The sequence below is a fragment of the Psychrobacter sp. AH5 genome (genome assembly GCF_040371085.1).
Taxonomy (GTDB): Bacteria; Pseudomonadota; Gammaproteobacteria; order Pseudomonadales; family Moraxellaceae; genus Psychrobacter.
Window position 1 is genome coordinate 2130619 of the sequence record NZ_JAMBMT010000001.1, and the last position, 26213, is coordinate 2156831.

The 26213-nt window shown below is 43.7% G+C and carries 20 protein-coding genes and 4 tRNA genes; 11 read left to right on the plus strand and 13 right to left on the minus strand.

Annotation, left to right across the window (positions count from 1 at the left end):
- Positions 1-30 precede the first annotated feature (30 nt).
- The 8 genes from dapC to M0N77_RS09050 all read left to right on the plus strand — a co-directional run bounded on the left by dapC (position 31) and on the right by M0N77_RS09050 (position 8850).
- A complete protein-coding gene (gene dapC / locus M0N77_RS09015; RefSeq protein ID WP_353104865.1) occupies positions 31-1239 on the plus strand; it encodes a succinyldiaminopimelate transaminase in 1209 nt (402 codons plus the stop codon).
- Between the two features lie 200 nt (positions 1240-1439).
- Positions 1440-3395: a DUF294 nucleotidyltransferase-like domain-containing protein gene (locus tag M0N77_RS09020; RefSeq protein ID WP_353104866.1), complete on the plus strand. Its 1956-nt coding sequence runs from the start codon at positions 1440-1442 to the stop codon at positions 3393-3395.
- A 47-nt stretch (positions 3396-3442) separates the two neighbouring features.
- Entirely contained in the window at positions 3443-4048 is a 606-nt protein-coding gene (locus M0N77_RS09025; protein WP_353104867.1) for a 3'-5' exonuclease, read from the plus strand.
- Between the two features lie 106 nt (positions 4049-4154).
- The gene (locus tag M0N77_RS09030; RefSeq protein WP_353104868.1) at positions 4155-6128 is read left to right on the plus strand and encodes a D-alanyl-D-alanine carboxypeptidase; all 1974 of its coding nucleotides are present in this window, start codon (positions 4155-4157) and stop codon (positions 6126-6128) included.
- Between the two features lie 186 nt (positions 6129-6314).
- Complete coding sequence (locus M0N77_RS09035; protein WP_353104869.1) at positions 6315-6803, plus strand: ABZJ_00895 family protein; 489 nt, start codon at positions 6315-6317, stop codon at positions 6801-6803.
- A 15-nt stretch (positions 6804-6818) separates the two neighbouring features.
- Complete coding sequence (locus tag M0N77_RS09040) at positions 6819-7352, plus strand: YetF domain-containing protein (protein ID WP_353104870.1); 534 nt, start codon at positions 6819-6821, stop codon at positions 7350-7352.
- Between the two features lie 49 nt (positions 7353-7401).
- Positions 7402-7890 carry a 23S rRNA (pseudouridine(1915)-N(3))-methyltransferase RlmH gene (gene rlmH, locus M0N77_RS09045; RefSeq protein WP_353104871.1) on the plus strand — a complete coding sequence of 163 codons (489 nt, stop codon included), beginning with the start codon at positions 7402-7404 and terminating at the stop codon, positions 7888-7890.
- A gap of 183 nt (positions 7891-8073) precedes the next feature.
- Positions 8074-8850: a class III extradiol ring-cleavage dioxygenase gene (locus M0N77_RS09050; protein ID WP_353105614.1), complete on the plus strand. Its 777-nt coding sequence runs from the start codon at positions 8074-8076 to the stop codon at positions 8848-8850.
- Between the two features lie 65 nt (positions 8851-8915).
- Here the strand turns inward: M0N77_RS09050 and M0N77_RS09055 are convergent, their stop codons facing one another.
- Together M0N77_RS09055 and M0N77_RS09060 are read right to left on the minus strand one after the other, a co-directional pair.
- Entirely contained in the window at positions 8916-10409 is a 1494-nt protein-coding gene (locus tag M0N77_RS09055; RefSeq protein WP_353104872.1) for an amidase, read from the minus strand.
- Positions 10410-10551: 142 nt separating this feature from the next.
- Positions 10552-13611, minus strand: a complete 3060-nt coding sequence (locus tag M0N77_RS09060; protein WP_353104873.1) for a DNA translocase FtsK 4TM domain-containing protein — start codon at positions 13609-13611, stop codon at positions 10552-10554.
- Between the two features lie 424 nt (positions 13612-14035).
- Here M0N77_RS09060 and trxB point away from each other — a divergent pair, with 424 nt between their 5' ends.
- From trxB to M0N77_RS09075, 3 genes are all read left to right on the plus strand, one after another.
- The gene (gene trxB, locus M0N77_RS09065; RefSeq protein WP_353104874.1) at positions 14036-15058 is read left to right on the plus strand and encodes a thioredoxin-disulfide reductase; all 1023 of its coding nucleotides are present in this window, start codon (positions 14036-14038) and stop codon (positions 15056-15058) included.
- 54 nt (positions 15059-15112) lie between these two features.
- Positions 15113-15859: a leucyl/phenylalanyl-tRNA--protein transferase gene (gene aat / locus M0N77_RS09070; protein WP_371834228.1), complete on the plus strand. Its 747-nt coding sequence runs from the start codon at positions 15113-15115 to the stop codon at positions 15857-15859.
- Between the two features lie 61 nt (positions 15860-15920).
- Positions 15921-16364, plus strand: a complete 444-nt coding sequence (locus M0N77_RS09075) for a MerR family transcriptional regulator (protein WP_353104875.1) — start codon at positions 15921-15923, stop codon at positions 16362-16364.
- 21 nt (positions 16365-16385) lie between these two features.
- On the opposite strand, the gene rimI is transcribed toward M0N77_RS09075, so the two are convergent.
- The 11 genes from rimI to M0N77_RS09130 form a co-directional block, all read right to left on the minus strand.
- Positions 16386-16859, minus strand: a complete 474-nt coding sequence (gene rimI, locus M0N77_RS09080; protein ID WP_353104876.1) for a ribosomal protein S18-alanine N-acetyltransferase — start codon at positions 16857-16859, stop codon at positions 16386-16388.
- A gap of 141 nt (positions 16860-17000) precedes the next feature.
- On the minus strand, positions 17001-17810 hold the full coding sequence (locus M0N77_RS09085) for a 2OG-Fe(II) oxygenase (RefSeq protein WP_353104877.1): 810 nt from the start codon (positions 17808-17810) through the stop codon (positions 17001-17003).
- A gap of 230 nt (positions 17811-18040) precedes the next feature.
- A complete protein-coding gene (gene tuf / locus M0N77_RS09090; protein WP_353102499.1) occupies positions 18041-19231 on the minus strand; it encodes an elongation factor Tu in 1191 nt (396 codons plus the stop codon).
- A 422-nt stretch (positions 19232-19653) separates the two neighbouring features.
- Positions 19654-19728, minus strand: a tRNA-Thr gene (locus M0N77_RS09095).
- 132 nt (positions 19729-19860) lie between these two features.
- Positions 19861-19934, minus strand: a tRNA-Gly gene (locus M0N77_RS09100).
- Positions 19935-20021: 87 nt separating this feature from the next.
- A tRNA-Tyr gene (locus M0N77_RS09105) sits at positions 20022-20105 on the minus strand.
- Between the two features lie 65 nt (positions 20106-20170).
- A tRNA-Thr gene (locus M0N77_RS09110) sits at positions 20171-20246 on the minus strand.
- Positions 20247-20416: 170 nt separating this feature from the next.
- Positions 20417-21913: an anthranilate synthase component I gene (trpE, locus tag M0N77_RS09115; protein ID WP_353104878.1), complete on the minus strand. Its 1497-nt coding sequence runs from the start codon at positions 21911-21913 to the stop codon at positions 20417-20419.
- Between the two features lie 246 nt (positions 21914-22159).
- Positions 22160-23320 (minus strand): FHA domain-containing protein, encoded by a 1161-nt coding sequence (locus M0N77_RS09120; RefSeq protein WP_353104879.1) that lies wholly within the window; start codon positions 23318-23320, stop codon positions 22160-22162.
- Between the two features lie 97 nt (positions 23321-23417).
- Complete coding sequence (locus M0N77_RS09125; protein WP_353104880.1) at positions 23418-24272, minus strand: DUF3298 domain-containing protein; 855 nt, start codon at positions 24270-24272, stop codon at positions 23418-23420.
- A 217-nt stretch (positions 24273-24489) separates the two neighbouring features.
- Positions 24490-26085 carry a peptide chain release factor 3 gene (locus M0N77_RS09130; protein WP_353104881.1) on the minus strand — a complete coding sequence of 532 codons (1596 nt, stop codon included), beginning with the start codon at positions 26083-26085 and terminating at the stop codon, positions 24490-24492.
- Positions 26086-26213 lie beyond the last annotated feature (128 nt).

Here is a 26213-nt window from a genome sequence, read left to right on the forward strand (position 1 = left end):
TATCAATTGTCTATTATAGTTACTACGCCTATGAATCACAACTTGTCGCATCTGCATTCTTATCCGTTCGCTAAGATGAACAGTCTATTGGCCGATAGCATAGCCAATACTGCTTGTAGTGAAATAAAGCTTGGTATTGGCGAGCCAAAACATCCGCCGCCAAGTTTTGTTTTGGACGTCTTACAACAAAATCTGGACCGCTTCAATCGTTATCCAACCACAGAGGGGCTATTTGAGCTGCGTCAAACCATCGCTCATTGGTTAGAGAAGCGCTTTTTTTTGCGTCATGTTAATGCTCATCAGCAAGTTTTACCAGTCATGGGAACCCGTGAGGCTATTTTTAGCTTGGTGCAAGCAGTGGTCAATCATGGCGAGAACCATACGCTAGAACCGGTAGTAGTCATGCCCAATCCTTTTTATCAGATCTATGAAGGCGCTACTATTTTGGCAAATGCCACCCCTTATTTTGTTCCTTGTACTTTCGAGAATAACTTTAAAGGTGATTATCGCGCTGTGCCAATAGAGGTTTGGAGTCGCACACAGCTGTTATTTGTTTGTAGCCCCAATAATCCGACTGGCTCGATGATGAGCTTGGATGATTGGGAATTTATCATGCGTTTATCTGACAAGTATGGCTTTATTATTGCTAGTGACGAGTGCTATAGCGAGCTGTATTTTGATCAGCCGCCTATTGGTTTATTGCAAGCTTGTACTAGTTTTGGCCGTGATAATTATAAGAACTGCATCGTTTTTCATTCGTTGTCGAAACGCTCAAACCTTCCCGGTCTACGCTCAGGCTTTGTCGCTGGTGACGCTGATATCTTAAAGTCTTATTTACAATATCGCACTTACCAAGGCTGCGCGATGCCTATTCCTCATCAACTAGCCTCTATTGCAGCTTGGCAAGATGAGAAGCATGTGGCGCACAATCGAGCCTTGTATAAAGAGAAGTTTGCCTTATGGATGGAGGAGCTTGGCGAGCTATTAGATTTACGCATGCCGGATGCGGGGTTTTATTTTTGGATAAAAGTGCCGCCGCTTTTTGCAGGCGATGACGAGGCTTTTGTCACAGCGCTTTATGAAGAGGCTAATATTCATGCTTTGGCTGGGCGTTATCTATCGCGCGAGGTCAATGGTAAAAACCCAGGTCAAGGTTACGTGCGTATAGCCCTAGTGGCTAGCGTGTCAGAGAGCCGGGAAGCTATTAGCCGTATCCGTAACATGATCACTAAAGATTGATAAGTCGTTCAATTGATAAATTAACTGATAGGCTAAGCTCTATAGTGCTCAGTTTATAAAATAACCCTAATCTTATTAGGGATAACAGCGATAGATAATGCTATAGTAAATAAAGTTAGAAAAGTCACGGTTACTATATTTAATTTACTATATTTAATATAGCTGTATGAATGATTAACAGCGCTATCATGGATGATATTATGAACCATCTTGATTTTACTCAACCGCCCTTCGATGTCTTGAGCTTAGCTGAGCGTCAAAGCATTAGAAAACATACAAAGATACGTTATTTAGCAGCAGATGAGAGTTTACCCGCTGAGGATTTACAGTATTTTTATGTGGTAATAAAAGGTCAAATTGAGCAAAGCTTGGCAGGTGAGTTTGTCGCTGCTTACTTAGGAAGCAATCACTCCGATCATCTTCATAGTAATGATTGGTTTGATAGTCGCCGTACTCCCCAATCCACTCAAAGCGATTCGTCATCTACTCAGCCTTATGATTACCGCGCTAGCGAAGATACGCTATTGCTGCAAATAGATGGCGCTGCTATCGATAAAATCAGTGCCCAAAATCATCTGGTGCGTCAGCTCCTCTCCGACAAATTACCCGAAAAGATAAAAGCCTTACAACAACGCCAAGGCACCACCTCACAAAACCTATCTATCAGTAATACCGGTTATACTGCTCAGCAAGAAGTACAACAAATTATGCTGCAACCTGTGACCGATGTAACCTTATTATCGGTACATATTATTGATGCAAGTAGTAGTTTGCAACAAGCTGCTCAAGTTATGACAGAGGCTCGGCTCAAGCATGTTTTAGTTCGTCCTGCCACTGAATTACCGGATCATTCTACCTTGGCTGACAGCGCATTCCATAATGCTAATGACAGCCAGTTTGGTATTTTGACTGATGCCGATATTTGCCGAGCGGTAAGTGATGAGCAAAATCCGGCTACAACGCCTTGCCAAGACTATGCTAGCTTTAATCTGCGTACCATCAACGCCGATAGCGAGATTGGCGATGCCTTATTGACCATGACCCGCTACCGTATCCACCGTCTACCCGTTATCGATAATAATGGCAAAGTGGTAGGTATCTTGGGTCAAAGTGATATGCTGGCCTATATCGGTCAGCACTCACAGCTGATTAGTATACAAATAGAACAAGCTAAGGATTTTGAGAGTATTGATACCGCCGTCGAGCTCATTGGTCGTTATATTCGCGCCCAGCAGCAAAACGGGGTAAAAATAGGCGTGGTCAGTAGAATGGTACAGACCCTAAACGCGCAGGTATTTACTAAACTGTGGCAACTTATTGTCCCTGAGGAAGTCCTGCAAAATACTTGCGTCATCGTTATGGGCTCTGAGGGACGCGGCGAGCAGATCATGCGTACCGATCAAGACAATGCGCTTATTATCCGCGATGGTTTTGAGCATCCACAGCTAGCGCAGTTCGCTGAGACTTTTAACCATCAATTAGCGACGCTGGGCTACCCGCTTTGTGATGGTAATATTATGATGACCAACCCAATGTGGCGACAACCGCTTAAAAAGTTTGAGGCACAAATTAGCTTATGGTTTAGAAACACTGATGCTATGCACGGTATTTATCTATCAGCGATACTTGATGGCGAGTATGTCTGTGGTGATGAGTCGCTATTGACCCAAGTTCGTAATCATCTAAAGGTCGCGCATCGTCAGTCCGATCCTATGTTTGTGCGTCAATTCGCACGCGCCGCTCTACAATTCGGTGATGTCAATCAGTGGTGGCAAAGGTTTGTGCCTATACTGGGTAAGCCCTCTAGTAGTACTATCGATCTAAAAAAAGCGGGTATCTTTCCTTTGGTACACGGCATACGGGCTATGGCCTTGGAGTACGACATCTTACATGTTCCTAGCACTCGAGATCGGCTAAAAGCCCTAGTACAAGCGCGCGTTATGAATCAAGAGCGAGCAACAACTTTAAGCGAAGCCTTAGAGTTCTTTATGGGTCAACGTTTGGCGGTCGCTTTAGCTACTGATGATAAATATGCTAGACAAGTCGATCCCTTAACGCTATCGGCGCTTGAGCGTGATGTATTAAAAGAATGCTTAGCGGTAGTAAAAAGTTTTAAAAATCAGCTGCGACAGCATTATCAGTTAGAGATTAATTGATACTAGGATAGATTTTATTTACAAGTACGATAATTAAGAGCACCATCATGAGCTGGCTAAAGCAGTTATCTAATAAATGGCAAAAAAACCACTTGCAGCGAGCTGAGCTAAGCTCAATGTTTGAGCCACCTGTAGACGATCAGTGGGTAGCGATAGATTGCGAGATGACTGGGCTAAATCCGCGTAAGCATCATCTACTCTCTGTAGCTGCCATTCATATCAATGGGGATACTATCGATACTGGCAACGGTCTACATCTGGTTTGTCGTCCGCCCATCATGCCAGATCGCGATACTATCGTCATTCATGGTCTACGTAGTGCTGATGTCGAACAAGGGATGAGCTATGATGAGATGCTCGAGCTGCTATTGCCTTTTATTGATAATAGACCGATAGTAGGGTTTTGCCCGCAGATAGATACCGCGTTTTTGAATCCTTTGATTAAGAAGTATATGGGCACCACTTTACCTAATGAGGTGCTCGATGTCAGACGTCTATACAGTCAACGTATGGGCGATCGTGATCCTAATACTCCCAAACCCTCGCAGCAATTACCAAAGATATTGGCTCACTACAATATCCCTGAATTTGGCAGTCATGACGCTTATAACGATGCGGTGATGACCGCTATGGCTTTTTTGCATGTGCGCTAATAGTATTAATCTGAGTACTCAAATCATCAATTTTGATGAGTATAGGATTGAGTTTATAGAACTCATGATACTATAAGCGGTTTTATAATCTAAGCCCAAAGTTATTATGTCTATACTCTCTAGTTTTTTTACCTCAACTACTACTTTCACTGCTCCTCAGCAGCTGCGACTATTGATAGCGGCCTCAGTCGCTTTATTGCCATTGTCAGCGCAAGCGGTGCTGCCCTCCTCTATGCAAGCGGCACTGAGCAAAGCGAATCTAAGCGCTGATGATATCAGTGTGATTATCACCCCAATAGGAGATAAAGCCCATAGCCGTCTGCCCTCAGCGATAAAGGTAATCGACAGCCAAGCCAATGTTAATACTTATACTGAAGCAAATACACTAAAGGTAACAGAGGCTACGCCTGATAATCATACTAATAAAGATGCAGCAGCCATCATCATTGATAAGCGGGCTATTGAGCAACAAGATCGCAAGCTGCAAGCTTATACCGATGATCCTTATACCTATCAAAGCTTAGAGAATCCGCCACCGATATTAGTCATTGATGAGAGCACTACTATTCGTTATAGCAATGATAAGACCGCTAATAATCAGCAAAGCTCAGAGCTGGCTCAGCGCCCATTAGCGCCGCTAGTCAGTCACAATCCTCATATCTTGCGCACCCCTGCTAGTACGATGAAGTTGATACCAAGCTTTGTAGCGCTAGATACTTTGGGTGCCGATTTTGTTTGGTTTACTAGGGTTTATCATAGCGGTCTTATCATAGGCAATCGCTTGCACGGCGACTTGATTATTCAAGGCAGCGGCGACCCTAAGATGACCCACGCGCGGCTAGAGCAGCTGCTTTATCAAGTACAAAAGGCCGGTATTCGTCATATCGATGGCGATATCATTATCGACAGCTCAATATTCAAAAAAGTTAGTAAAAATCCGGCCGCTTTTGATAATGCTCCTTTGCGGCCTTATAACGCTAGTCCGGATGGGTTTTTGGTCAACTTTAATAGTGTCGGCATCTATACCTATCCTTTAGCTAAGGGGCAAGCTAAGCTAAGCTATACGCCGCAATTGGCTAATTATCAGCTGCCAAGCCGTATTGCTACTCGCAGCGCGAATTGCTCGCAGGCTAGCAACACCCTTGCACCGCAGTGGCAAACCGATAAATTATCTTTTAATGCCAGCTTACCAGAGAGCTGCGGTGAGCATCTTTTTTATATCAATTATCCTGATGCCAAAGACTTCGCCGCCCGCGTGGTTGCTCAAAAATGGCAGATGCTTGGCAATACTCTAGCAGGCAAAGTTATCAGTCAAGAAAAGCCCTACGCCACTTATCATAGCGCACAAAACACTGAGCGCTACCAGCGTGTGGCTACTGGATTATCGGCATTACCGCTAGCGCCATTACCGCTGGTTAGCTATGCATCTTATAATTTGACTGAGCAAATATACGATATCAATCACTTCTCCAATAACGTCATGACTGAGCAAGTGGCTTTAGCTATCGGTAGTTATCATAACGATAGGGAGAATAAAGGTAGTCATAGTAATGACACTAGTGCTGCTAACCGCGCCGTTATTAGTGCTAATACTAGCGCTAATAAATCAAACGTCGCCAGTCTTTATCACTTTGATCAACCCAAAGCGACTGATTATCCGCAGGCGTTACAGCAAATTAAGCATTGGTGGCAAAATAACCTTCACAGCGCGCCGCCTTATCTGACTAACGGCTCAGGATTATGCCGAGATTGTACCGTGACCGCTGCCAATTTAGCGGAGTTATTGAGCTTTGCTTATCGCCATCCAAGCTTTGACGCTTACGTCAATTCACTAGGCGTGGCTGGCGTTAGTGGTACTATTATGACTCATAGCGAGCGTTTGCCTGACTCAGCAGCGATCGGCCGAGCCTGGATAAAAACTGGCACTTTAAGCAACGTGGCAGCAATGGCAGGGTATGTCAAAGGTCAGTCGGGCCAAGATTATGCGGTAGTTGGACTGATCAATACTAAGGAGGCGCTCAATCCTTATATTGCTAGACCAGTACTCGATGCTATGCTTGATTGGAGCGCGCAGCAGTAATTTTAGCTGCTGCTAAGTTATTTTATAATTTGGTGGTGTGTCAAAAAGTATGCTGATTAAAATTTGAACAATTTTTGAAGCCTTGAAAGCCCTATAGAATCAGAGAACTTAGCATAGATTTCTTATTGACTTTTATCGCCAGCATACTTTTTAAAACACCACCTATAATTTTATATAGGCACTTTTATGTCTCGTAAGCCTGCTAGTTTAAGTAAACACAATGCTAAACCAACGCTCAATCTAGCGATTCCACCTGTCAAATTGACTCAGTATATTGGTTTTTTTATGGTGGGCTATATCCTCGCCAGCGCTTTATTAATGTTAATACAAACGCAGATTGCGCTAAACCCGCAGCTGGTTACTTTGATAGCCATCTTAGTCGGTGCTTTTATTGCAGTACAAAAATTCATCAAGCATCAAGGACGGGCTTTACATAAGCAGGAGATAAACAAGCTAGCTCTGAGCGGTACAGCGATTGTTTGGTTATTGACTGCGCTTTACTTCTTAGCGATTTGGTTATGGCTGTTTGATAGCGCTAATCGTCAAGTATTTATTGAGATGACCCTACAGCAGCCTTGGCCTTTATTAGTCTCATTTGTAGCTATCGTGCTTTTGACCTTTATCAGCGCGCGCGTGAGTCTTTGGTTATTTAATCGACTGCTAACCCCCAAATAATAGGAGTAACACCATATGGACATGTTGTTTTTTGACAATATAGAAAAACTAGTACGCATTGTCCTGACCGCGGCAATGGTTTATCTGATGATCATTGTCGTCACTAAAGTATCTGGCAAACGCTCCACTTCTCAATTAAATAACTTTGATTGGATTGTTACGGTGATGATTGGTTCGCTAGGAGCTAGTACTATTTTATTAGAAAATATTCCTTTTATAGAGGGTATCTCTTCTATTTTGACTCTTTATCTGTTGCAGTTTTTGGTCACTAAATACGCTTCTATCTCCCCGGCGTTTAGTAGTTTTATCTTATCTGAGCCAAAGATTGTTTTTTATCAAGGGCAGTTTTTGCCTGAAGCTATGCGTGATGAGCGTTTGACTCGTCAAGAGCTTGAGAGTGTCATGCGCTCAAATGGCATTCATAGTTTGGACGAGATAGAAGCGATCGTTTTTGAGTCAGATGCTACCTTAAACATCATTACTAAAGATGACAATAAAGGCAGTGCTGGTATTTCTGAAACCTTAAAACCCCTCACTCGTGACTCTTAACTTGTGACTCTTAACTCCATTAACCATAAAGCTAAAAAGTAACTGCATTATGAAAATAAGAATATTAAGCGTAGGGCAAAAAATGCCTAAATGGATTCAGACGGGCTTTGATGATTATTTTAAGCGTATCCAGCCAATGCTAACCACGCAACTGGTCGAATTAGCAGCTGCTAAGCGTGCGAAAAACCCTTCTGAGGCAAACTTAGCTCAATATCGCGAGCAAGAAGGTCAAGCTATCTTATCGACCCATAACGCTACAGGCCGCGAACAGCTTTGGGTATTAGACGTCAAAGGCAAGATGATATCGACTGAAAGCCTGGCTGAAAAGCTTGCCGATGCTATGCTACAAGGCGATGATGTAGCTTTGGTCATTGGCGGCGCTGATGGGGTATCGCCAGAAGTTTTAGCCAAAGCTGATATGAAATGGTCACTGTCTGCGCTAACTTTGCCGCACCCTTTAGTTAGGGTGGTGCTAATGGAGCAATTGTACCGCGCTATGAGTATCAATCACAATCATCCCTATCACCGCGGTAATTGATAAATAATAAGGGGTAAATCCGATTGAAAAACGCGCAGTTGCCCTAATAAACTTGAGATGAATCATTCAAAGTTCGCTCAGTTTCCTAAGCATTCTTATGCTAGCTCCCATCATAGCCCCCGTGATAGTATCGATGATATGAGCACCCCTATCAGCGGTGCGCTCGCTTGGGCAGATAGACCTATGGGTCTGAGTAACGCGGCAAAATTGCCTGCTTTATTTATCTCTCATGGCGCGCCTACTTTAGCTATTGAGCAGTCAGCGACTACTAGTGCGCTCGCCCGTATCGGTCAAAACTTACCCAAGCCGCGAGCGATTGTCATCATGTCAGCGCACTGGACCTCCTCCAAGCTTGAGATCAGTAGTAATCCTCAGCCCAAGACTTGGCATGATTTTTCAGGATTTGATCGTCAGCTGCATGAGCTGCAATATCCAGCCGTAGGTCACGCTACGCTTGCTGAGTCCTTGGTGCAGCAGCTAAATGCTCGCGGTATCAATGCGGTAGCTAATCCACTAAGAGTCAGTGATCACGGTGTTTGGTCGCCGCTGTGTCATCTTTATCCGCAAGCTGATGTACCTATCGTCCAGGTTTCTTTACCGCAGCACTATGATAGCGTCGCTTGCTATCAGTTGGGCGCGCAATTTGCTCGGCTGCGAGAGGAGCAAATTTTAATTATTGGCTCTGGCAATATTACGCATAACTTACAAGCCATGCGCTGGGACGCCGATAGCATTGATAAGACAGCTAAAGACTTTAAGCTATGGTTGTTACAGCAATTAAAGAGCGATATACCGGCGGCTTTGGATTGGCAGCAGTATCCCAATTATAAAAGTATCCATCCAAGCGATGAGCATCTACTACCGCTGTTCTTTGCTTTGGGAGCAGGACAACGGGTCAGTGTGGTCCACCAAAGCATGGCACATCATAGCTTAGGGATGGATATTTATCGATTTGATTAATGGATAAAGTGACAAAGTGGCAAAGTGATAAGACTCAAGTAACTAATTCAAGTAACGAGGCTCAATTACTTCTCAAATGCCGCTTTGGTAAACATGCCAGCTCGCTCCATCTCACCTGCTACGCTAAATAATGTCGTCTCATCATTCATGCGCCCAATCAGCTGCATACCAATAGGCAGGCCTTTTTTACTCATACCTACTGGTACAGAGACCGCTGGCAAGCCAGTCACGTTGCCCAGTATGGTAAAGGCCATTTTGCTAAGTACCGGATGGCTAAGCTTCTCTATCATGCCTGAGCTAAAGGCGTATTTACCCATATCTACCCCCTTATTGAGCACCTCAGCGCTACGCATCAGCATCTCATCCATGATACTAGGTGGCAGTACACCGTGCTTAACAGCTGGCGTCGGTACCGTCGGACACAAAATCATATCGTACTGCTCTAGCAAAAGTCCCGTCTGATATTGACTATCATGCCAGCCATGTTTGGCATGGGCCAAATCCACGGCAGATAATGAACGTCCTAGTAGTGCCATATTATATGTCTGCGGTTCAAGCTTACGAGTATGTAGCGCGCCAAATTCCCGTTCCAAATTATCAATGGTAAAAGCGGTATGAGTACAGACGACTACCATAAAATCGTGCCAGAACTTTTCTATATTGATATTAGGCTCAGCAGGTACCACGATATGTCCCATCGCCTCCAACTGCTTGGCGGTATGCTCTAGTACCGCTAATACCTCTTTATCTACTACCGTCCCTGCGATTAACGGCTGCTGATGTAAGGCAATCTTGAGCTGCTTCGGCGCGCGCATGGCGGCTTCTAAAAAGCTGGTCTTGGGCGGGGCAATAACAAAAGGCGCGCCAATCTCTGCGCCACTTGTGGCATCGAGCATCGCGGCACTATCGCGTACACTACGCGTAATCACATGATCGGCAACTGCTCCTTCCCAGCCCTCGCCTAGTGCTGGCCCCATCGGGTTGCGGCCGCGACTAGGTTTCAAACCAAACGCGCCGCACCAAGCCGCTGGAAAGCGAATAGAGCCGCCACCATCGCCAGCGCCTGCCATCGGTACAATGCCGCTAGCGACCGCCGCTGCACTACCGCCTGATGAGCCACCCGAGCTATAGCCTTTTTTAAAAGGATTGTGAGTTGCGCCATGAGCTTTGGGCTCGGTGGTGATAATCAAACCAAACTCTGGGGTATTAGTCTTACCAAAGGTGTTGACGCCAGTCGCTTTCATGCGTTTGACAATCTCGCTATCGTAAGCTGAGATAATATTGACGCTGCGACTGCCCATCGTTAGCGGCTCACCTTCATAACCAAAGGATAAGTCCTTGAGCAAATAAGGCACACCATGAAAAGCGCCAGACGGCAGCTCTGACTGCGCCGCAGCATAAGCGCGCTCATCAAAACGGTGGACAATGGCATTGAGTTTTGGATTGAGCTTATTAGCGCGAGCCACAGCGCTATCGAGTAATTCTTTGGCACTGACCTCGCCTGCATTGACTAATGCGGCCAATCCTAGTGCATCGTATTGAGTATATTCTTTAAACATAGGGCATCCTTGCTTGGCTAATGGTTTTGTAGATTATGGAATAAAGTACTATATCTTAGCATTAAGCTAAAGCAAAATTTACGCCAAAAAAAACGAGCCACTTTTGTGACTCGCTTTATATTAATCAAAAACTTATAAAACATTACATCAGCAGTTCACGTTTACCACTTTTACCCATTGAGCTGACCAGTCCTGCCTCCTCCATTGAGTCGACAATACGCGCGGCGCGGTTATAACCAATGCTAAATTTGCGCTGGATACTAGAGGCCGATACTTTACGAGTTTCCATAATAAAAGCCACAGCTTCATTGTAGAGATCATCATCTTCGCCAGAGGCTACGCCTGAGCCGCCACTACTTCCTGAGCTGGATAGCTCAAAGTTACCAGCCATATTATCGATATAATCTGGGGCGCCGCGCTCGCGCCACGCATCACAAACGCGGTTAACCTCCTCATCACTAACATAAGCGCCGTGTACTCGATCCGGCTCAATTTGTCCTGGGCCCAAGAACAGCATATCGCCGTTACCGAGCATATCTTCAGCGCCGCCACTATCCAAGATAGTACGCGAATCGACTTTTGAGTTGACCCGCAGTGCCGCGCGTACTGGAATGTTAGCTTTAATCAAACCGGTGATCACATCAACTGAGGGGCGCTGAGTCGCTAGCATCAAATGAATACCAGAAGCTCGTGACTTTTGGGCTAAGCGAGTGATTAGCTCTTCAGCTTGCTTGCCCACTTGCATAATCATATCAGCAAACTCATCAGCGACAATAACGATCATTGGTAGCGTTTTTAGCTTCGGCGCTTGGCTAATACTGACATTGTCGTTCGGTCGCCATAACGGATCAAGCATTGGCTTACCGGCTTTTTCGGCGGCAATGACCTTTTTATTAAACTCGTTAAGCTTACGCACTTTTAGCAAACTCATGAGCTGATAGCGGCGCTCCATCTCAGCCACACACCACGATAAGGCACTAGCAGCCTCAGTCATATCCGTCACCACTGGTGTAAGCAAGTGCGGAATATCATTATAGTTAGCCAGCTCTAGCTGCTTGGGATCAATGAGAATCAGCCTGAGCTCATTAGGAGTGTATTTAAGCAGCATTGATAGTAGCATTGAGTTGACCAGTACTGACTTACCAGAGCCGGTGGTACCCGCCACTAACATGTGCGGAGCGCGCGCCAAATCAGTGATAATCGGCTTACCACCAATATCCTTGCCCATCGCCATACTGATTTGGGCATTAGGATCTTTGTATTTATCAGTATTTAGCAGCTCAATTAGGCGTACCATTTCGCGCTGTTTATTAGGCACCTCGATACCGATATAAGGCTTGCCAGGAATGACTTCGACTACCCGTAGTGAGGCCATAGACAATGAGCGTGCCAAATCGCGCGAGATACCGGTGACTTTACTGGCTTTAATACCAGCGGCCAGATCTACCTCAAAACGGGTCACGACTGGCCCCGGAATCGCTTGGACCACTTCGGCTTTAACATTGAACTCTTGTAGCTTGATCTCTAATAGCTCCGATAACTGCTCAAGCTCAGCGATAGTATAGCTAGGCTCACGGTTAGGATCTGGTTTATCGAGTATAGAGAGCTCTGGCAGCTTGCTAAGACTGCTACGATATTGAGCGGTTTGCATCGATCTTGAGCGCTTAGTAAAGGCTTCATCGTCATGGATGTCTGGCATCACCGGCTCACTCTCAGCCGGACTATTATCCTCAGGCATCATGTCAGTGATATGATTGCTAGCATCTCCATCTGGCACCGCAAAGCTAACGGTAGGTTTGGCAGCAGTGACTGGCTCTGCCTCAGCATCTCCTTGTGCTTTAGGGGCTTGTTTTGGGTTAGAGGGCGGAGTATTAGTTGGCGTCATGTCCACCAGCTTTGATTGACTTGCATCAGGAGTAGCAGTAACTGGCGCTGTGCTTACAATGGTTTTTGCTATATCTAAATCTTCCTTTATCTCTTCGGCTATGGCTACAGGCTCTTCGGTTATGGCTACAGGCGCAACCATCGATCTAGTAGACGCAGCGCTAGTTGGCTCAATGGGCGTTGGTGCATTAGTTTGCTCGTTAGCTACAAACTCGCTGTCAATAGTAGCGGTAGTATGCTCAGCTAGCCAAGCATCAGCTAAGTCATCTACTTGCTCTGCTGTCGTTGGCATTGCTGCTAAGCTAAGAGGCTCTTCATCGTTTATATTATGATTGGTTTTATTATGCGGCTGAGGGGTGTTTTTATTATTGGTCTCGATATTAGCCGGTACAGTCTCCGCCTGCGTTTGATAACTCTCACTAGCACCATTAGCCGTAGCGGGCTGTAGATTGTCAGTCATGGCTTTATTAGTGGCAGCTGCTTCTGCATTTGCCATAGCTTCTTTGACACTAGCGCCCAATCCTGACTTCACCAAAAAATCAGTCAATACATGACTAAAACGGCTGGTGTTTTGCGGCGCTGTGGTATTGGTCTCGGTTTGTAGCTCAAGCGGTAACTGCTCATACTCAGGCGCTATCTCAGTGCTATTATGCTTGTTCTCAGCCATTTTAACAGTGGCGGTAGAGTCAGCTTCTTCGAAATCAGCAGCTTTCTCATTAGCATTAGAGGGCTCGCTAATACCTGAGCCTAGCCACTTCAACGCGGTTAATTTATGATAAATCGATAACCAATGAATATTAAAAGCAAAGGTAGCCGTAATAACCACAAAAAAGCTCAAAAATAGCACACTGCCCCATTTGGTTAATAATAAAGCTAGGCGCGCTTGTAACTCAAGGCCAATAATGCCGCCTGCCACGCCTTTGAGACCTGAGGTCACAGGATCTGCTACGTGCTGAATCAAGGCTACTAACTGCGCAAATAAAGCACTAGCACTTAGCAATAAAAATACGTAGGCCACCAAGCGCAATATCCAAAAAGTCGGCTTATTATCCCACCAAATCAAGATGGATTCATAAATCATAAATACCAATAGCCACCAAGCGCCAAAGCCAAAAAAGCTATAGAGCAAATCAGATAGCCAAGCGCCCATAGCGCCGCCCATATTATTGATAGTGGTCATATCGCTACTAATGTGCGACCAGCTAGGGTCATTGCCAGTATAAGTCATCAGGATAACGAACAGATAAACTGCCAACATTAGCCCAAGAATGGTAAACACCCCTTTTTTTAAATAATCTACAACTGCTGCTGATATCACGTAGGATCTGCCTTTATCAATATATCGGTACTAAATAAATGGTAACACACGATTGCTCACCACCGTGCTTAGGTGTTTAGAAGCTTGCTTATTTACTAACTCTTTAGACTACAAACTATAAAGCGACAACAAAATAGCTTTGTCTTCATAAGTCGCTATTTCTATGGCCTGTACTACTCATTATATAATTGGCTATGATAACAAATACCTAGCCAAAGTGGCGACTGTGTTATCAACAAAGCGTAGTTTAATTTTAGGGCATAGTTTAGTTGTAATGATAGTAATGTTTGTTTTAGCAAACTTGCACTTTTTACCCTCTACCCGTATGCTGCCCTTTATATTAATACCATTCCATTATTATAATAACCTTATATCCACTAGTTACTGTTTATTTAACTCAAGTTAATTATATCAAGGAACACATATGGCCACTGACAACACTACTACTCGCCACGAAAAACTCATTATTTTAGGCTCAGGTCCTGCTGGTTACTCAGCTGCTGTTTATGCTGCCCGTGCTAATTTAAAGCCGGTTATGGTCACAGGTTTAGAAGTGGGTGGCCAATTGACCACCACAACGGAAGTCGATAACTGGCCAGGGGACGCTCATGATTTGACTGGTCCGGCCTTAATGGATCGCATGAAAGCTCACGCTGAGCGTTTTGGTACCGAATTGGTTTATGATCATATCAATGAGGTAAAACTAGACGAGCGTCCTTTTAAATTAATGGGGAATAATGGCAATTATAGTTGTGACGCTTTGATTATCTCAACAGGTGCCTCCGCTCAGTATTTGGGCTTAGAATCAGAAGAAAAATTCAAAGGTTTAGGCGTCTCTGCTTGCGCTACTTGTGACGGTTTCTTTTATAAAAATCAAAAAGTCGCCGTCATCGGTGGCGGTAATACTGCTGTTGAAGAAGCGCTATATTTATCTAATATTGCTTCAGAGGTGACTTTAGTGCATCGCCGTGACAGCTTGCGCTCTGAAAAAATACTACAAGACAAGCTATTTGAGAAAGCCAAAAACGGCAACGTCAAAATAGAATGGAACCACACCGTTCGCGAAGTGGTCGGTGATGATATGGGCGTCAATGGCGTGGTTATCGAATCGACTGAAGATGGTAGCAGCAAGCAGCTCGATATTCACGGGCTATTCGTCGCTATCGGTCATAAGCCTAATACCGATATGTTCAAAGGTCAGCTTGAGATGAAAGATGGTTATATCATCGTTAATAGTGGGCTAAACGGTAATGCGACTCAAACGAGCATTGAGGGCGTGTTTGCAGCTGGTGACGTGGCCGATCATGTCTATCGTCAAGCCATTACTTCAGCGGGTACGGGCTGTATGGCCGCACTTGATGCCGAAAAATATCTAGATGCTATCGGTGAAGCGACGGCTACTGACCATACTTATGCTTCGACCCTAACTGCTGATAAAGAGGCTTAATTGAGTCTGTCAGAGCTTAACGCTAATAATATAGCGCCCGAAAATTTTAGTAAAATGATTAAAAGTCTTGGGCATTATAGCTTTCCCAATCCTACCCATGTCGATCCTGATGGCTACGGCGTGGTGGCTATAGGTGGTGATTTAGCGCCTGAAACGCTGATAGCCGCTTATGCTCAAGGGCTTTTCCCTTGGTTCAACGAGGATGATCCTATCGCTTGGTGGTGCCCTGAGCCGCGCTGTATTATCCTTCCCAAGGACTATCAACCCAGCAAATCATTACGTAAACAGGCCAAAAACTCGCGTTGGCAATTAACGGTTAATAAAGCCTTTGCTGAGGTTATTCATGCTTGTAGTTTGCCGCGCAGTGATGAGGCCATTGAAGGCGAGCATACTTGGATTCATCAGGAGATGATTGAGGCTTATACGCAGCTGCATGATTATGGTTTTGCTCATAGCATTGAGGTTTGGGATGAAAAAAATCAGCTAATAGGTGGACTTTATGGACTGAAGATTGGGCATATTTATTTTGGCGAATCCATGTTTCACCGCGCCTCTAACGCCTCAAAGATCGCTTTTTGGGGTCTGATGCAATTATGTATAGAGAGTGAGATAGCTGTAGTCGATTGTCAGTTGCCAAACGATCATTTGTTGAGCTTAGGCGCAACTACGCTAAGTCGTGATAAGTTTTTGCGGCAATTGGATAAAGCAATAGGCGCAGGTTCAGTCAATTGGTCAAACACTGCCGCTGACTCGGTACCTGTAGCGATGCTAGATAGCCATACCAGATTATGGCCATTCTAAAATTTATCGATACTATCGGTAGTTGCTAACCGTTAAAGGCTGTGATCAAAGGATAACTATAATGTCAGATACTAGCTTTTTATTAATTGGTAAATTGGCAGCGCTAGCCAATACCACTAAAGATACGGTGCGTCATTATGATGAATTGGGACTGCTCAAGTCTCGAAAACGGCAGGCGGGTTCGCGATTATATACTGAGTTTCATCCAGAGTGCGTTGAGCGTATTGAGCTGATTAAGAGCGCGCAGGCTATCGGTTTTACCTTAACTGAGATAAAAAACAGCTTGGATGATTATTATGATGGTAACCTAAATCTCGATGAACAATTGAATTTGACTAAACAGAAATTAGCCCAAGTCAAAAAACAGCAAGCCAATATTAATCTGATGGTTGAGATGTTAAGTCAGCGTATTGCTATGCTTAAGCGCATGAAAGCAGATGATAGCTATCTACCTACTGCTGATGATTGCAAAAACACCACCCCTTCTCTACCTTATCGTAGATAACTTTGTAAGCTTCCTTCAACCTTACTTTTTATAATTTAGCTGCATAATCAAAGCATCGATAGCGGGTTGATGCGACTGTTGATAATAGCCTTTACGTCGATGAATAACGCTAAATCCTTGGCGCTCGTACAAGGCTATCGCAGCGACATTATCAGCGCGCACTTCTAATAGTAGATTCTCAATTTCTAACTGTTGTAGCTGCTCATGCAACTTAGCAAATAGTTTAGAAGCCACCCCTTGACGCTGATAATCAGGATCAGTGCCTATGCGCAAAATCTCTGCTTGTTCAAAGAGAGCCTGATAAAGACAATAGCCAATGATTTTGTCACTTTGACTGACTACCAATAAATAAATACTGTCTTGCTCAAGTAATTCTATTAGGGTTTGATAACTCCAAGCGTCTTGTAGTTGAACTAAAGCTTCGATATTGGCAACGAATTGAATAGTAGAGTCTATTCCATCATTATCTATTAGTAGCAGTTCTATAATTGTCATTGTTTTATCTGATCCGCGAATCTAAAAACTATTACTAGCTTGCTATAGTCATCATTAGATCTACACTTTATTATTTAAAAGAAGCAAAAATTTACTTAAGTTAAAAAGAGTGATTCAACAGCTTTATATATTTTTCTGATACTATAAATAAGGTTCTTCGCGTATCCATAGGGTTGCTAAATACTTAACTCCTTTTATTACGGGCATACCAGCGTGTAAAGTCATATTATCAACATTTCCTGCTAAGTCTACGTTGGAAAAATAAATAGCTCTACCGACTTTAGGGCGTACCTCAAAGTTTAGTTTTGGAAAACGAGTAGCGCCCCCACATTCAACTTCAGATAGAAACATGAGAAAAGTTCCTACACGCTGTCCGCCATTTTGCATTATTTTGTCACTTCCTTTCTTGATGGTGTTAAAATAATCATAATGTGGTTTGTACTCTCCGCCATCTTCATATCTTAACACTAGTAAACCTTCACCATGATTAGCAGGCCAATTTAAGAGCTCTGCAATACGTGCTTCAATAGTTTTAACTAGTCTATTTGGACTTTTACTGTAACTTACACTTTGACTAGTCCTATTAGTGGATAAAACTCGGCTACCATCATCATCATTTATAACTTTTGATACCTTAAATTTATTTTGTGAGTCTTCAATTAATGCACTACATTCCTCAAAACTTAAAAAGTCATCAAAAACTATAACATGTGGTTTATGGCAGGTATAAGTTATAGAAACCTCTTTATTATTTAAAGCTATTCTGTTTTTATTTAGATCTATTCTAGGTCTTTTAAGCTTTTCACCTTTTTTTTCAATCAATTCGTAAGCTGCATCAGTCCAACCACGTTGAAATAGCTCAGAAGCAATCTGGTTAGTTGAGACACCTTTCAAGATACAAACTTTAATCCATTTTTTCCATTCTTCATTCAAGCTTTTTAAACCATTCATTTATTCTCTCTCCTTATCCGATATCATGATGCTATGTTACTGTTTTTATATCATAATACAAATTAAAACAATATGTATTTATAGTTTTCTACAAAAATCTTCACCCACAAAAAAAGCCACCCTCAATAAAGAGAGCGGCTTTTGATTGATTTCTAATTAGCAAGATTAGAGTAAAGAATAAACCTCGCTAATATAGATCAACTAATCACTTAAGTATCAGTTACTAAATATTAGTTGCTTACGTTAGCAACTACACCAGCACCTACCGTACGGCCACCTTCGCGAATAGCGAAACGTAGGCCTTTGTCCATAGCGATTGGGTGGATAAGCTCAACGCTCATCTCAACGTTATCACCAGGCATAACCATTTCAGTACCATCTTGTAGCTGGATTGCGCCAGTCACGTCAGTGGTACGGAAGTAGAACTGTGGACGATAGCCGTTTAGGAACGGAGTATGACGACCACCTTCTTCTTTGCTTAACACATATACTTCTGCGTCAAACTTAGTATGCGGAGTGATTGAACCTGGCTTAGCTAGTACTTGGCCACGTTGTACGTCTTCACGCTTAGTACCACGGAGTAATACACCACAGTTCTCACCAGCACGACCTTCGTCTAGCAGTTTACGGAACATCTCTACACCAGTACAGGTGGTTTTTTGAGTGTCACGGATACCAACGATTTCGATCTCGTCGCCTACGCGGACGATACCTGATTCAACACGGCCAGTAACAACGGTACCACGACCTGAGATTGAGAAGACGTCTTCGATTGGCATTAGGAATGCTTTGTCGATGTCACGCTCAGGCTCTGGGATATAGGTGTCTAGGATGCCTAGTAATTCTACTACCGCTGGTTCGCCGTATTTGCCTTCGTCGCCTTTTAGGGCTTGGGTGGCTGAACCTTTAACGATTGGGGTGTCATCACCTGGGAAGTCATAGTCGTTTAGTAGTTCACGAACTTCCATTTCTACTAGCTCAAGTAACTCTTCGTCGTCTACTAGGTCACATTTGTTCATGAAGACGATGATGTACGGTACGCCAACCTGACGAGAGAGCAAGATGTGCTCACGAGTTTGTGGCATTGGGCCGTCAGTCGCTGATACAACTAGGATAGCGCCGTCCATTTGTGCGGCACCGGTGATCATGTTTTTAACATAATCGGCGTGACCTGGGCAATCAACGTGGGCGTAGTGACGGCTTTCGGTGTCATACTCTACGTGTGAGGTGTTGATGGTGATACCACGTGCTTTTTCTTCTGGAGCTGAGTCAATAGACGCGTAGTCTTTGGCTTCGCCGCCTGAGGTTTTAGCAGCTACGGTTGCGATAGCGGCGGTAAGGGTGGTTTTACCATGGTCAACGTGTCCAATGGTTCCGACGTTGACGTGTGGCTTGCTGCGTTCAAACTTGGCCTTTGCCATGGGTATTTCCTCTTTTATTGGTGAATCTTTATGCTTTATATACTCAATGAGCAGTAAACAATAAGACTAATAAATAGCGGTGTGCGGCTTTTGACAGAGTGAAAACATCAAACCGTTGACGCTATGATTTATCTACAAAAATAGGGTTGTTGACTTATCTACAGCTAACTTAGCTACTATATATGGGTATTAGCCTTGATTTTTCAATCTTAGCATTTACTTTTCGATTGCCAATTTAGCTAGCCAATTGTTTTATTAACTCAATAATTTATTTTATATTAATTATCAAATTAACCATTACCAATCATAAAATATACTGCTGACAGCGCAAAAAGGCAACACCTCAGTGTCACCTTTATTCTATCACTACCGAGTTAATGCTATAATCTTCAATGTTTATCTAAAACAAGCTTGATAATAAATGGAGCTCATATCGAGAATTGAACTCGAGACCTCTCCCTTACCAAGGGAGTGCTCTACCGCTGAGCTATATGAGCTTATTTTAAATAATCCAAATTATGGACTATATAAAAAAATATCACGGAACAGTTATGATTAATGACTGTCGTGATAAATATCTCTTAACTATTTGTATCTTCAAAGACACTTGATAATTAATACCGCATATATGGAGCGGGTGGCGGGAATCGAACCCGCGTCATTAGCTTGGAAGGCTAAGGTGTTACCATTATACCACACCCGCAATAACTCTATGATTAACCCAAACAGTGATTGGGCTTAGAGTACATTTGGTGCTGGGACTATCTAATAGTTGAAGTCAACTAAAATATGGTGGTGGGAGAAGGATTCGAACCTTCGAAGCTTTCGCGACAGATTTACAGTCTGTTGGGTTTGACCGCTCCCCAATCCCACCTTAGTTTGCTTTTTATAAAATATATCTTGATAAAGATAATTCTAAAAAAGCGACTTTGAAAGAGATGGTGCCGACTGCCGGGATCGAACTGGCGACCTACTGATTACAAGTCAGTTGCTCTACCAACTGAGCTAAGTCGGCTTGTTCTCTCAAAGTGGTGGCTATTCTATCAAATATCGGCTGGAACGCAAGCCCTTTTTTGAATTTTTTAATAACCTTTGCAAATTAATTTTTAATACGTTGATTATATTGCTATTTTTAATTTGCTATCACTATTTTATAGCAGCCACTTATAAAGTGTTACCTTGTCTTTAGCGAATTCTTAAACCATCACAAGCCATCTTTACCGCTTTGACTAAAGCCAATGCCTTTTTATTAGTCTCATCCCATTCAGCTTCTGGCACAGAGTCCGCTACCACCCCTGCCCCAGCCTGAATGTGTATCTTCCCGCGGCGCATGACCGCGGTACGAATAGCAATAGCAGTATCCATGTTACCATGCCAGCCCAAATAACCCACTGAGCCGCCAAATACCGTTCGACGTACTGGCTCTACTTCATCGATGATTTGCATAGCGCGTATTTTGGGTGCTCCTGATAAAGTACCGGCTGGAAAAGTGGCGCAGAACACATCAAGCGCGTCTTTATCAGGCAGTATCGTACCCTCAACGTTGGAGGCGATATGCATCACTTGCGAATAGCGCTCGATAAACATCTTTTCGGTGACTTTGACACTGCCATACTCACAAACACGGCCAATGTCATTGCGGCCCAAATCTATTAGCATCAAATGCTCGGCAATCTCTTTGGTATCGGCGAGCAATTCTTGCTCAAGCGCCAAGTCCTCGCTTTCATCTTGACCTCGTTTGCGCGTTCCTGCAAGAGGACGTACAGTAACCTTGCCATCCTCAATGCGCGATAAGATCTCAGGAGAGGCACCGATAATATCAAAGCGCTTATGATCGTCTAAAGTATAACCGTGCACCAAAAACAGATAGGGCGAGGGGTTCAAAAACCTTAAAGCTCGATAAACCGCTAGAGAGTCGCCTTTATAATCTGCAGTTAATCGCTGCGCTGGAACCACTTGCATCACATCGCCCGCATAGATGTAATCTTTTATTTTATTGACATCATCGCAGTATTTATCTTGACCAGTTTGTGAGACAAATTTAGGAGTTGGCATAATGGGCGCGCTCAAGTCCGGCATCTCGCTCAGCTTTTCTTCTATCCTTTCAAGCTCACGAATAGCAGCACCATAACCATCTTCGTCATTGCAATCAGCATAGACAATGATAGATAAGGTGTTTTCTAAATTATCAAAGACGATCACACTCATCGATAGCATCAGCCACATATCAGGTAGGCTCATCGGGTTTGGCGCGTCAGATAAACCCACGCTTGGCTCGATAACTCGTATCATATCGTAGCCAAAATAGCCGACTAACCCGCCACTAAAGCTTGGTAGTGAAAGCAGATCTTTGGCTGTTGGCATTTTATAATCAGCCATCAGCTTACGAATATAGTCAAACGGATCATCAACAGCATCAACACTGATCTGATCATCTTGCTTGATGGTCATATGGCCATCGGCGTATTGTAATATCAGATCGCTACCCAAACCAATCATCGAAAATCTTGCCCAGCGCTCGCCGCCTACTACCGACTCAAATAAATAAGCAGAGCCGCTCAAATCGCGCACTTTGGAGAACACAGACACTGGTGTTTGAGCATCCATCAAGCGCTTTTTTATAAGAGGTGCATGGCTAAAACCTTTAGCTTTAAAGGTATTATATTCTTCAAAAGTCATCATAGGGCATCTCTAGACACAGTAGGATAAAAGGTAGGCAGACAAAACCATTTGACTAATCAAATAGCTTAAGAGTCATTAGCAAGTGAGCGGTCACTAGAAGCAAGCCAAAATAGCGAATGAATAGCAAATAACACTAACTGACAAAGCATAATAGCGAGCTTTAGTTAGGCTCGCTATTATAGCAAAATAGGATAATAAAAGTTGCCGAGGTTATAGGCCTAACACCTACTCGTCAGCAAATCCTTGTTAGGCACCGCCCATATTAAATAACCATAGTGCTACTGCGATGATAAGTATGGCGATAAATACCCAAATAAACCATCCTCCACTAGGCTTTTTCTCGCCTCGCGCATTATTGGCAGGGTTATTGATCGCTTGATCCATAGCATTATTACCCGTCGTACCCAAATCACGACCTTGGCCTAGGTTAGCAGTACCTGAGAACTGAGCCGTTGCCGCTTGCTTGGCTCGAAGTATGTCTGGATCTGCCTCTTCTTGTAGCGCAGTGGTTGTCGTTTTATCATGCTCGGGACTAACGACTGGCTCTTGATGAGCGGCTTTGTCGTGCATTAACTTGCCTTCAGTAGTTGGCTGCTCAATGTTCGGCTTTTTAACGACTGGCTTGTTGATTACTGGTTCAGAGGCTGGTTTATCGATCGGCTGCTCTTTATTAGTCATTAGTGTCTCCTCGGTAGCGGCGAGAGGTCGCGTATCTGCGCTTGCTGCTGGCACTATATCTTCTTCTACTGGAGCCGCTGACATAGCTTCTTGACCAGCATGAGCGGATAACACCTCACCGATAATGGTCTCTTTAACGACTGGCTGCGTCTGATTATCTACTGGCACTGCTTCAATATTGGCGTTTGAGCTTTCGCTAGGCTCTTTAGTAGCTACAGAGGATAACGAAGGCGCAGCAGTTGACTCTGCTACAGGACTCTCTTGAGTGACCACCTTAGTATTTTCAAGATTTTCTTGAACTTTTCCGACTATATCCTCTAACTCCTGTGCTGGTAAATTATCAGCGCCTACTCGCGTAGTTTCAGCTACAGGTGCCATGACTTGAAACTCAAAACTAGCAAAACCAAGCTTATCCTCGGCGTTTAATAGCACAGATTTATTATCCTCGATACGCTCATCATTGACGAAAGTACCGTTTGATGAACCCAAATCCTTAACGTATAACTCGGTATTTGAGACGCTAAGTACAGCGTGATTACGAGAGACGGCTTTGCTGCCTAGTACCACATCATTGTCGCTACCACGTCCTACCGATAAGCTATCACTCACTGTCAAAGTTAACTCCCCTAAAGCCTCGGTTAAAGCATTCAGCCGCCATGTGGTAGAGCTGCCAGCTTCTATTGGCGCTTCTGCATTGGCAGGATTTAACTCATTTAAATTATCCGTCATGTGGTTATTCCTTATTATTAATCGTCTTTTTAATTATAAATTTAATGGTTTGGCAAAAATAGTTTGGCAAAATAAGCAGTATTCAACCTAAAGTCTATCATTTAGTCAATAAGCTCGGCATAAAACGCGGTTTGATGATACCGCCAAGTTTATCATACGGAATCGATAACACTGGCATGCCATAAGCATAAGGGCCAATCGCATAATGAGGATAGCGAATATCGATGCCTTTATCGGTCAAAGTTACATTGTCATTTAGGCTAAAAGGCCAATTTTGCTCGTAGCTTTTGACCTCTTCATCCATTGTTGTTACCCAAGCTTTATAAGACTCATAAGCAAGTGCCTTAAAACGTGATTTTTTACCTTTTATCAGCATATCATTGAGAGTGACTTGTTTTTTGCTACTTGGATCGAACACTAAGTACTCACTAAAAGGCATACCATGAGCGCCGCCAGTGAAGGTATAAGAGCTGATTTCAAACAACTCAAAGTCCTCGCTCTGACCCAGTTTAACATGACCCAAATATTCAGGGGTAACCATCAAGTTATACGACCATGGCGTATCTGCGGGCAAGTCCTTGAACTGCGATTTAGTAAAATTATCTAACGCCTGGGTAGCAGCTTTAGTGCTAGTGGCTTTACTGACTGGCGAGTCGCTAGGTTGACTATTGATAACTATGTTATTAATACGCTTATTGACGATGTCATTGAGCCAGTTTTGATTAGTCTTTAGATATTTAACCTCAATCTCTGGGCAGTTGCTTTTTTCATAACAACTCGCTTGCACAGTATTAGGTAACTCATAGTCTAGATATTCAGTGCTACTAATTAAGCTGCTAGCGTTTGTCGCTAAACTGATAGACAATAAACTACCAGTAGCAATTGCTAAAACAGAGCGCTTTATATAACTACTCTGAGCTTCATTATTAGAAGTTAATAAATCAGATGACACGGTGGACTCCAATTAGTTATCAATTAAGAAATATTATGATTAATGGCTATAATCATAGCGTATCTATTCATAAATCATTGTTTAAAATGTGTTGATAGCTGGTATTGTGCTTGACGTGCTGATTAGCTTTTTGAATGGAAGTTGCAAAGATAACTAGAAAAAAGTAAATAATAAAAAAGACACGCCAAGCGTGCCTCTTAAAATTACAAACAAAAAATCAATGCTCACGTGTATTACTAAAAGTAATCTCCGGATAGCGCTCTTGCATCAGCTGCAGATTCACTCTTGAGGGCGCTAGATAAGTCAAATAACCGCCACCATCAATCGATAATTGGTCATGAGCTTTTTTCTTAAATTTAGCTAGTGCCACTTCATCATCACAGTGTATCCAGCGCACGGTAGCTATAGAGACTGGCTCAAAAGTGCACTGTACTTTGTACTCTTCTTTGAGGCGATGAGCGACCACCTCAAACTGTAGCACCCCAACTGCACCTAATACCAAATCGTTATTGATCTGCGGCATGAATACCTGCGTTGCACCTTCCTCTGAGAGCTGCTGTAAGCCTTTTTGTAGCGCTTTGGATTTGAGCGGATCACGTAATACTACTCGGCGAAATAGCTCAGGGGCAAAATGTGGAATGCCAGTGAAATTAAGCTCCTCACCAGCGGTAAAGCTATCACCGATCGAGATAGTACCGTGGTTATGCAGACCGATGATATCACCCGGATAGGCTTCTTCTAGCGCTTCGCGATCGCCTGCCAAAAAGGTTAAAGCATCGGCAATACGCACCTCTTTACCTAGGCGCACATGTTTCATCTTCATGCCCTTTTCGTACTTACCTGAGCACACGCGTAAGAAGGCGATACGGTCACGGTGTCGCGGATCCATATTGGCCTGAATCTTAAACACAAAGCCAGTAAAGTCGGTCTCCGTTGCCGATACCATACGCTGCTCAGTGGGATGGGATTTGGGTGGTGGCGAGTATTTGACTAGCGTATCGAGCACCATATTAACGCCGAAGTTGCCTAAAGCGGTGCCAAATAATACCGGCGTCATCTCGCCTTTTAAGAACTCCTCAATACTAAAGTCCTCAAGCGCCATTTGAACCAGCTCAAGCGACTCCTCAAAAGAGTCAAACATCAGCTTACCGAGGCGCTCGCGTATATCAGGATAGTCATAACCTTCGCGCGTTTCAATCTCAACAATATCGCCGCCATGACCTTTTTGATATAAGTAAGTTTTGTTTTCCGTCAGATGATAAACCCCAACAAAATCCTGACCCATACCGATGGGCCAAGTCAATGGAATACACTTAATCTTCAATACCGCTTCAATCTCGCTAAGCAGCTCTAATGGCTCACGAATCTGACGATCTAGCTTATTGACAAACGAGATAATCGGCGTATCGCGCATCCGGCACACTTCCATCAGCTTGATGGTTCGCTCCTCCACCCCTTTAGCACCATCAACCATCATCAGCGCGCTATCAACGGCGGTCAACGTACGATAGGTGTCTTCAGAGAAGTCGGCATGACCGGGAGTATCTAGTAAGTTGACCACGTGCTGCTTGTACGGAAACTGCATCACAGAAGTGGTAATAGAAATACCACGCTCTTGCTCCATACTCATCCAATCTGAGGTGGCATGACGATCGGTTTTACGCCCTTTGACCTCGCCTGCGACCTGAATGGCTTGCCCCCATAGCAGTAGCTTTTCGGTCATAGTGGTCTTACCGGCATCGGGATGCGAAATGATGGCAAAGGTACGACGCTTGGCGACTTCTTTGTTTAAAACTTTTGGATCTACGCTCATAATTTTGACTTCGATAATATTGATTTAGAATATATTTTGATAAATAAATAGTGCGCGTATTGTAGCCGATTTCGCCTTAAGGTGCTTAATTAGCGCAAAAAAAACATGCCTTAGTAAAATACTAAAGC

Coding starts and splice junctions, on each gene's coding strand:
- dapC (WP_353104865.1), top strand. CDS start 31: ATGAATCACAACTTGTCGCATCTGCATTCTTATCCGTTCGCTAAGATG.
- M0N77_RS09020 (WP_353104866.1), top strand. CDS start 1,440: ATGAACCATCTTGATTTTACTCAACCGCCCTTCGATGTCTTGAGCTTA.
- M0N77_RS09025 (WP_353104867.1), top strand. CDS start 3,443: ATGAGCTGGCTAAAGCAGTTATCTAATAAATGGCAAAAAAACCACTTG.
- M0N77_RS09030 (WP_353104868.1), top strand. CDS start 4,155: ATGTCTATACTCTCTAGTTTTTTTACCTCAACTACTACTTTCACTGCT.
- M0N77_RS09035 (WP_353104869.1), top strand. CDS start 6,315: ATGTCTCGTAAGCCTGCTAGTTTAAGTAAACACAATGCTAAACCAACG.
- M0N77_RS09040 (WP_353104870.1), top strand. CDS start 6,819: ATGGACATGTTGTTTTTTGACAATATAGAAAAACTAGTACGCATTGTC.
- rlmH (WP_353104871.1), top strand. CDS start 7,402: ATGAAAATAAGAATATTAAGCGTAGGGCAAAAAATGCCTAAATGGATT.
- M0N77_RS09050 (WP_353105614.1), top strand. CDS start 8,074: ATGGGTCTGAGTAACGCGGCAAAATTGCCTGCTTTATTTATCTCTCAT.
- M0N77_RS09055 (WP_353104872.1), bottom strand. CDS start 10,409: ATGTTTAAAGAATATACTCAATACGATGCACTAGGATTGGCCGCATTA.
- trxB (WP_353104874.1), top strand. CDS start 14,036: ATGGCCACTGACAACACTACTACTCGCCACGAAAAACTCATTATTTTA.
- aat (WP_371834228.1), top strand. CDS start 15,113: ATGATTAAAAGTCTTGGGCATTATAGCTTTCCCAATCCTACCCATGTC.
- M0N77_RS09075 (WP_353104875.1), top strand. CDS start 15,921: ATGTCAGATACTAGCTTTTTATTAATTGGTAAATTGGCAGCGCTAGCC.
- rimI (WP_353104876.1), bottom strand. CDS start 16,859: ATGACAATTATAGAACTGCTACTAATAGATAATGATGGAATAGACTCT.
- M0N77_RS09085 (WP_353104877.1), bottom strand. CDS start 17,810: ATGAATGGTTTAAAAAGCTTGAATGAAGAATGGAAAAAATGGATTAAA.
- tuf (WP_353102499.1), bottom strand. CDS start 19,231: ATGGCAAAGGCCAAGTTTGAACGCAGCAAGCCACACGTCAACGTCGGA.
- trpE (WP_353104878.1), bottom strand. CDS start 21,913: ATGATGACTTTTGAAGAATATAATACCTTTAAAGCTAAAGGTTTTAGC.
- M0N77_RS09120 (WP_353104879.1), bottom strand. CDS start 23,320: ATGACGGATAATTTAAATGAGTTAAATCCTGCCAATGCAGAAGCGCCA.
- M0N77_RS09130 (WP_353104881.1), bottom strand. CDS start 26,085: ATGAGCGTAGATCCAAAAGTTTTAAACAAAGAAGTCGCCAAGCGTCGT.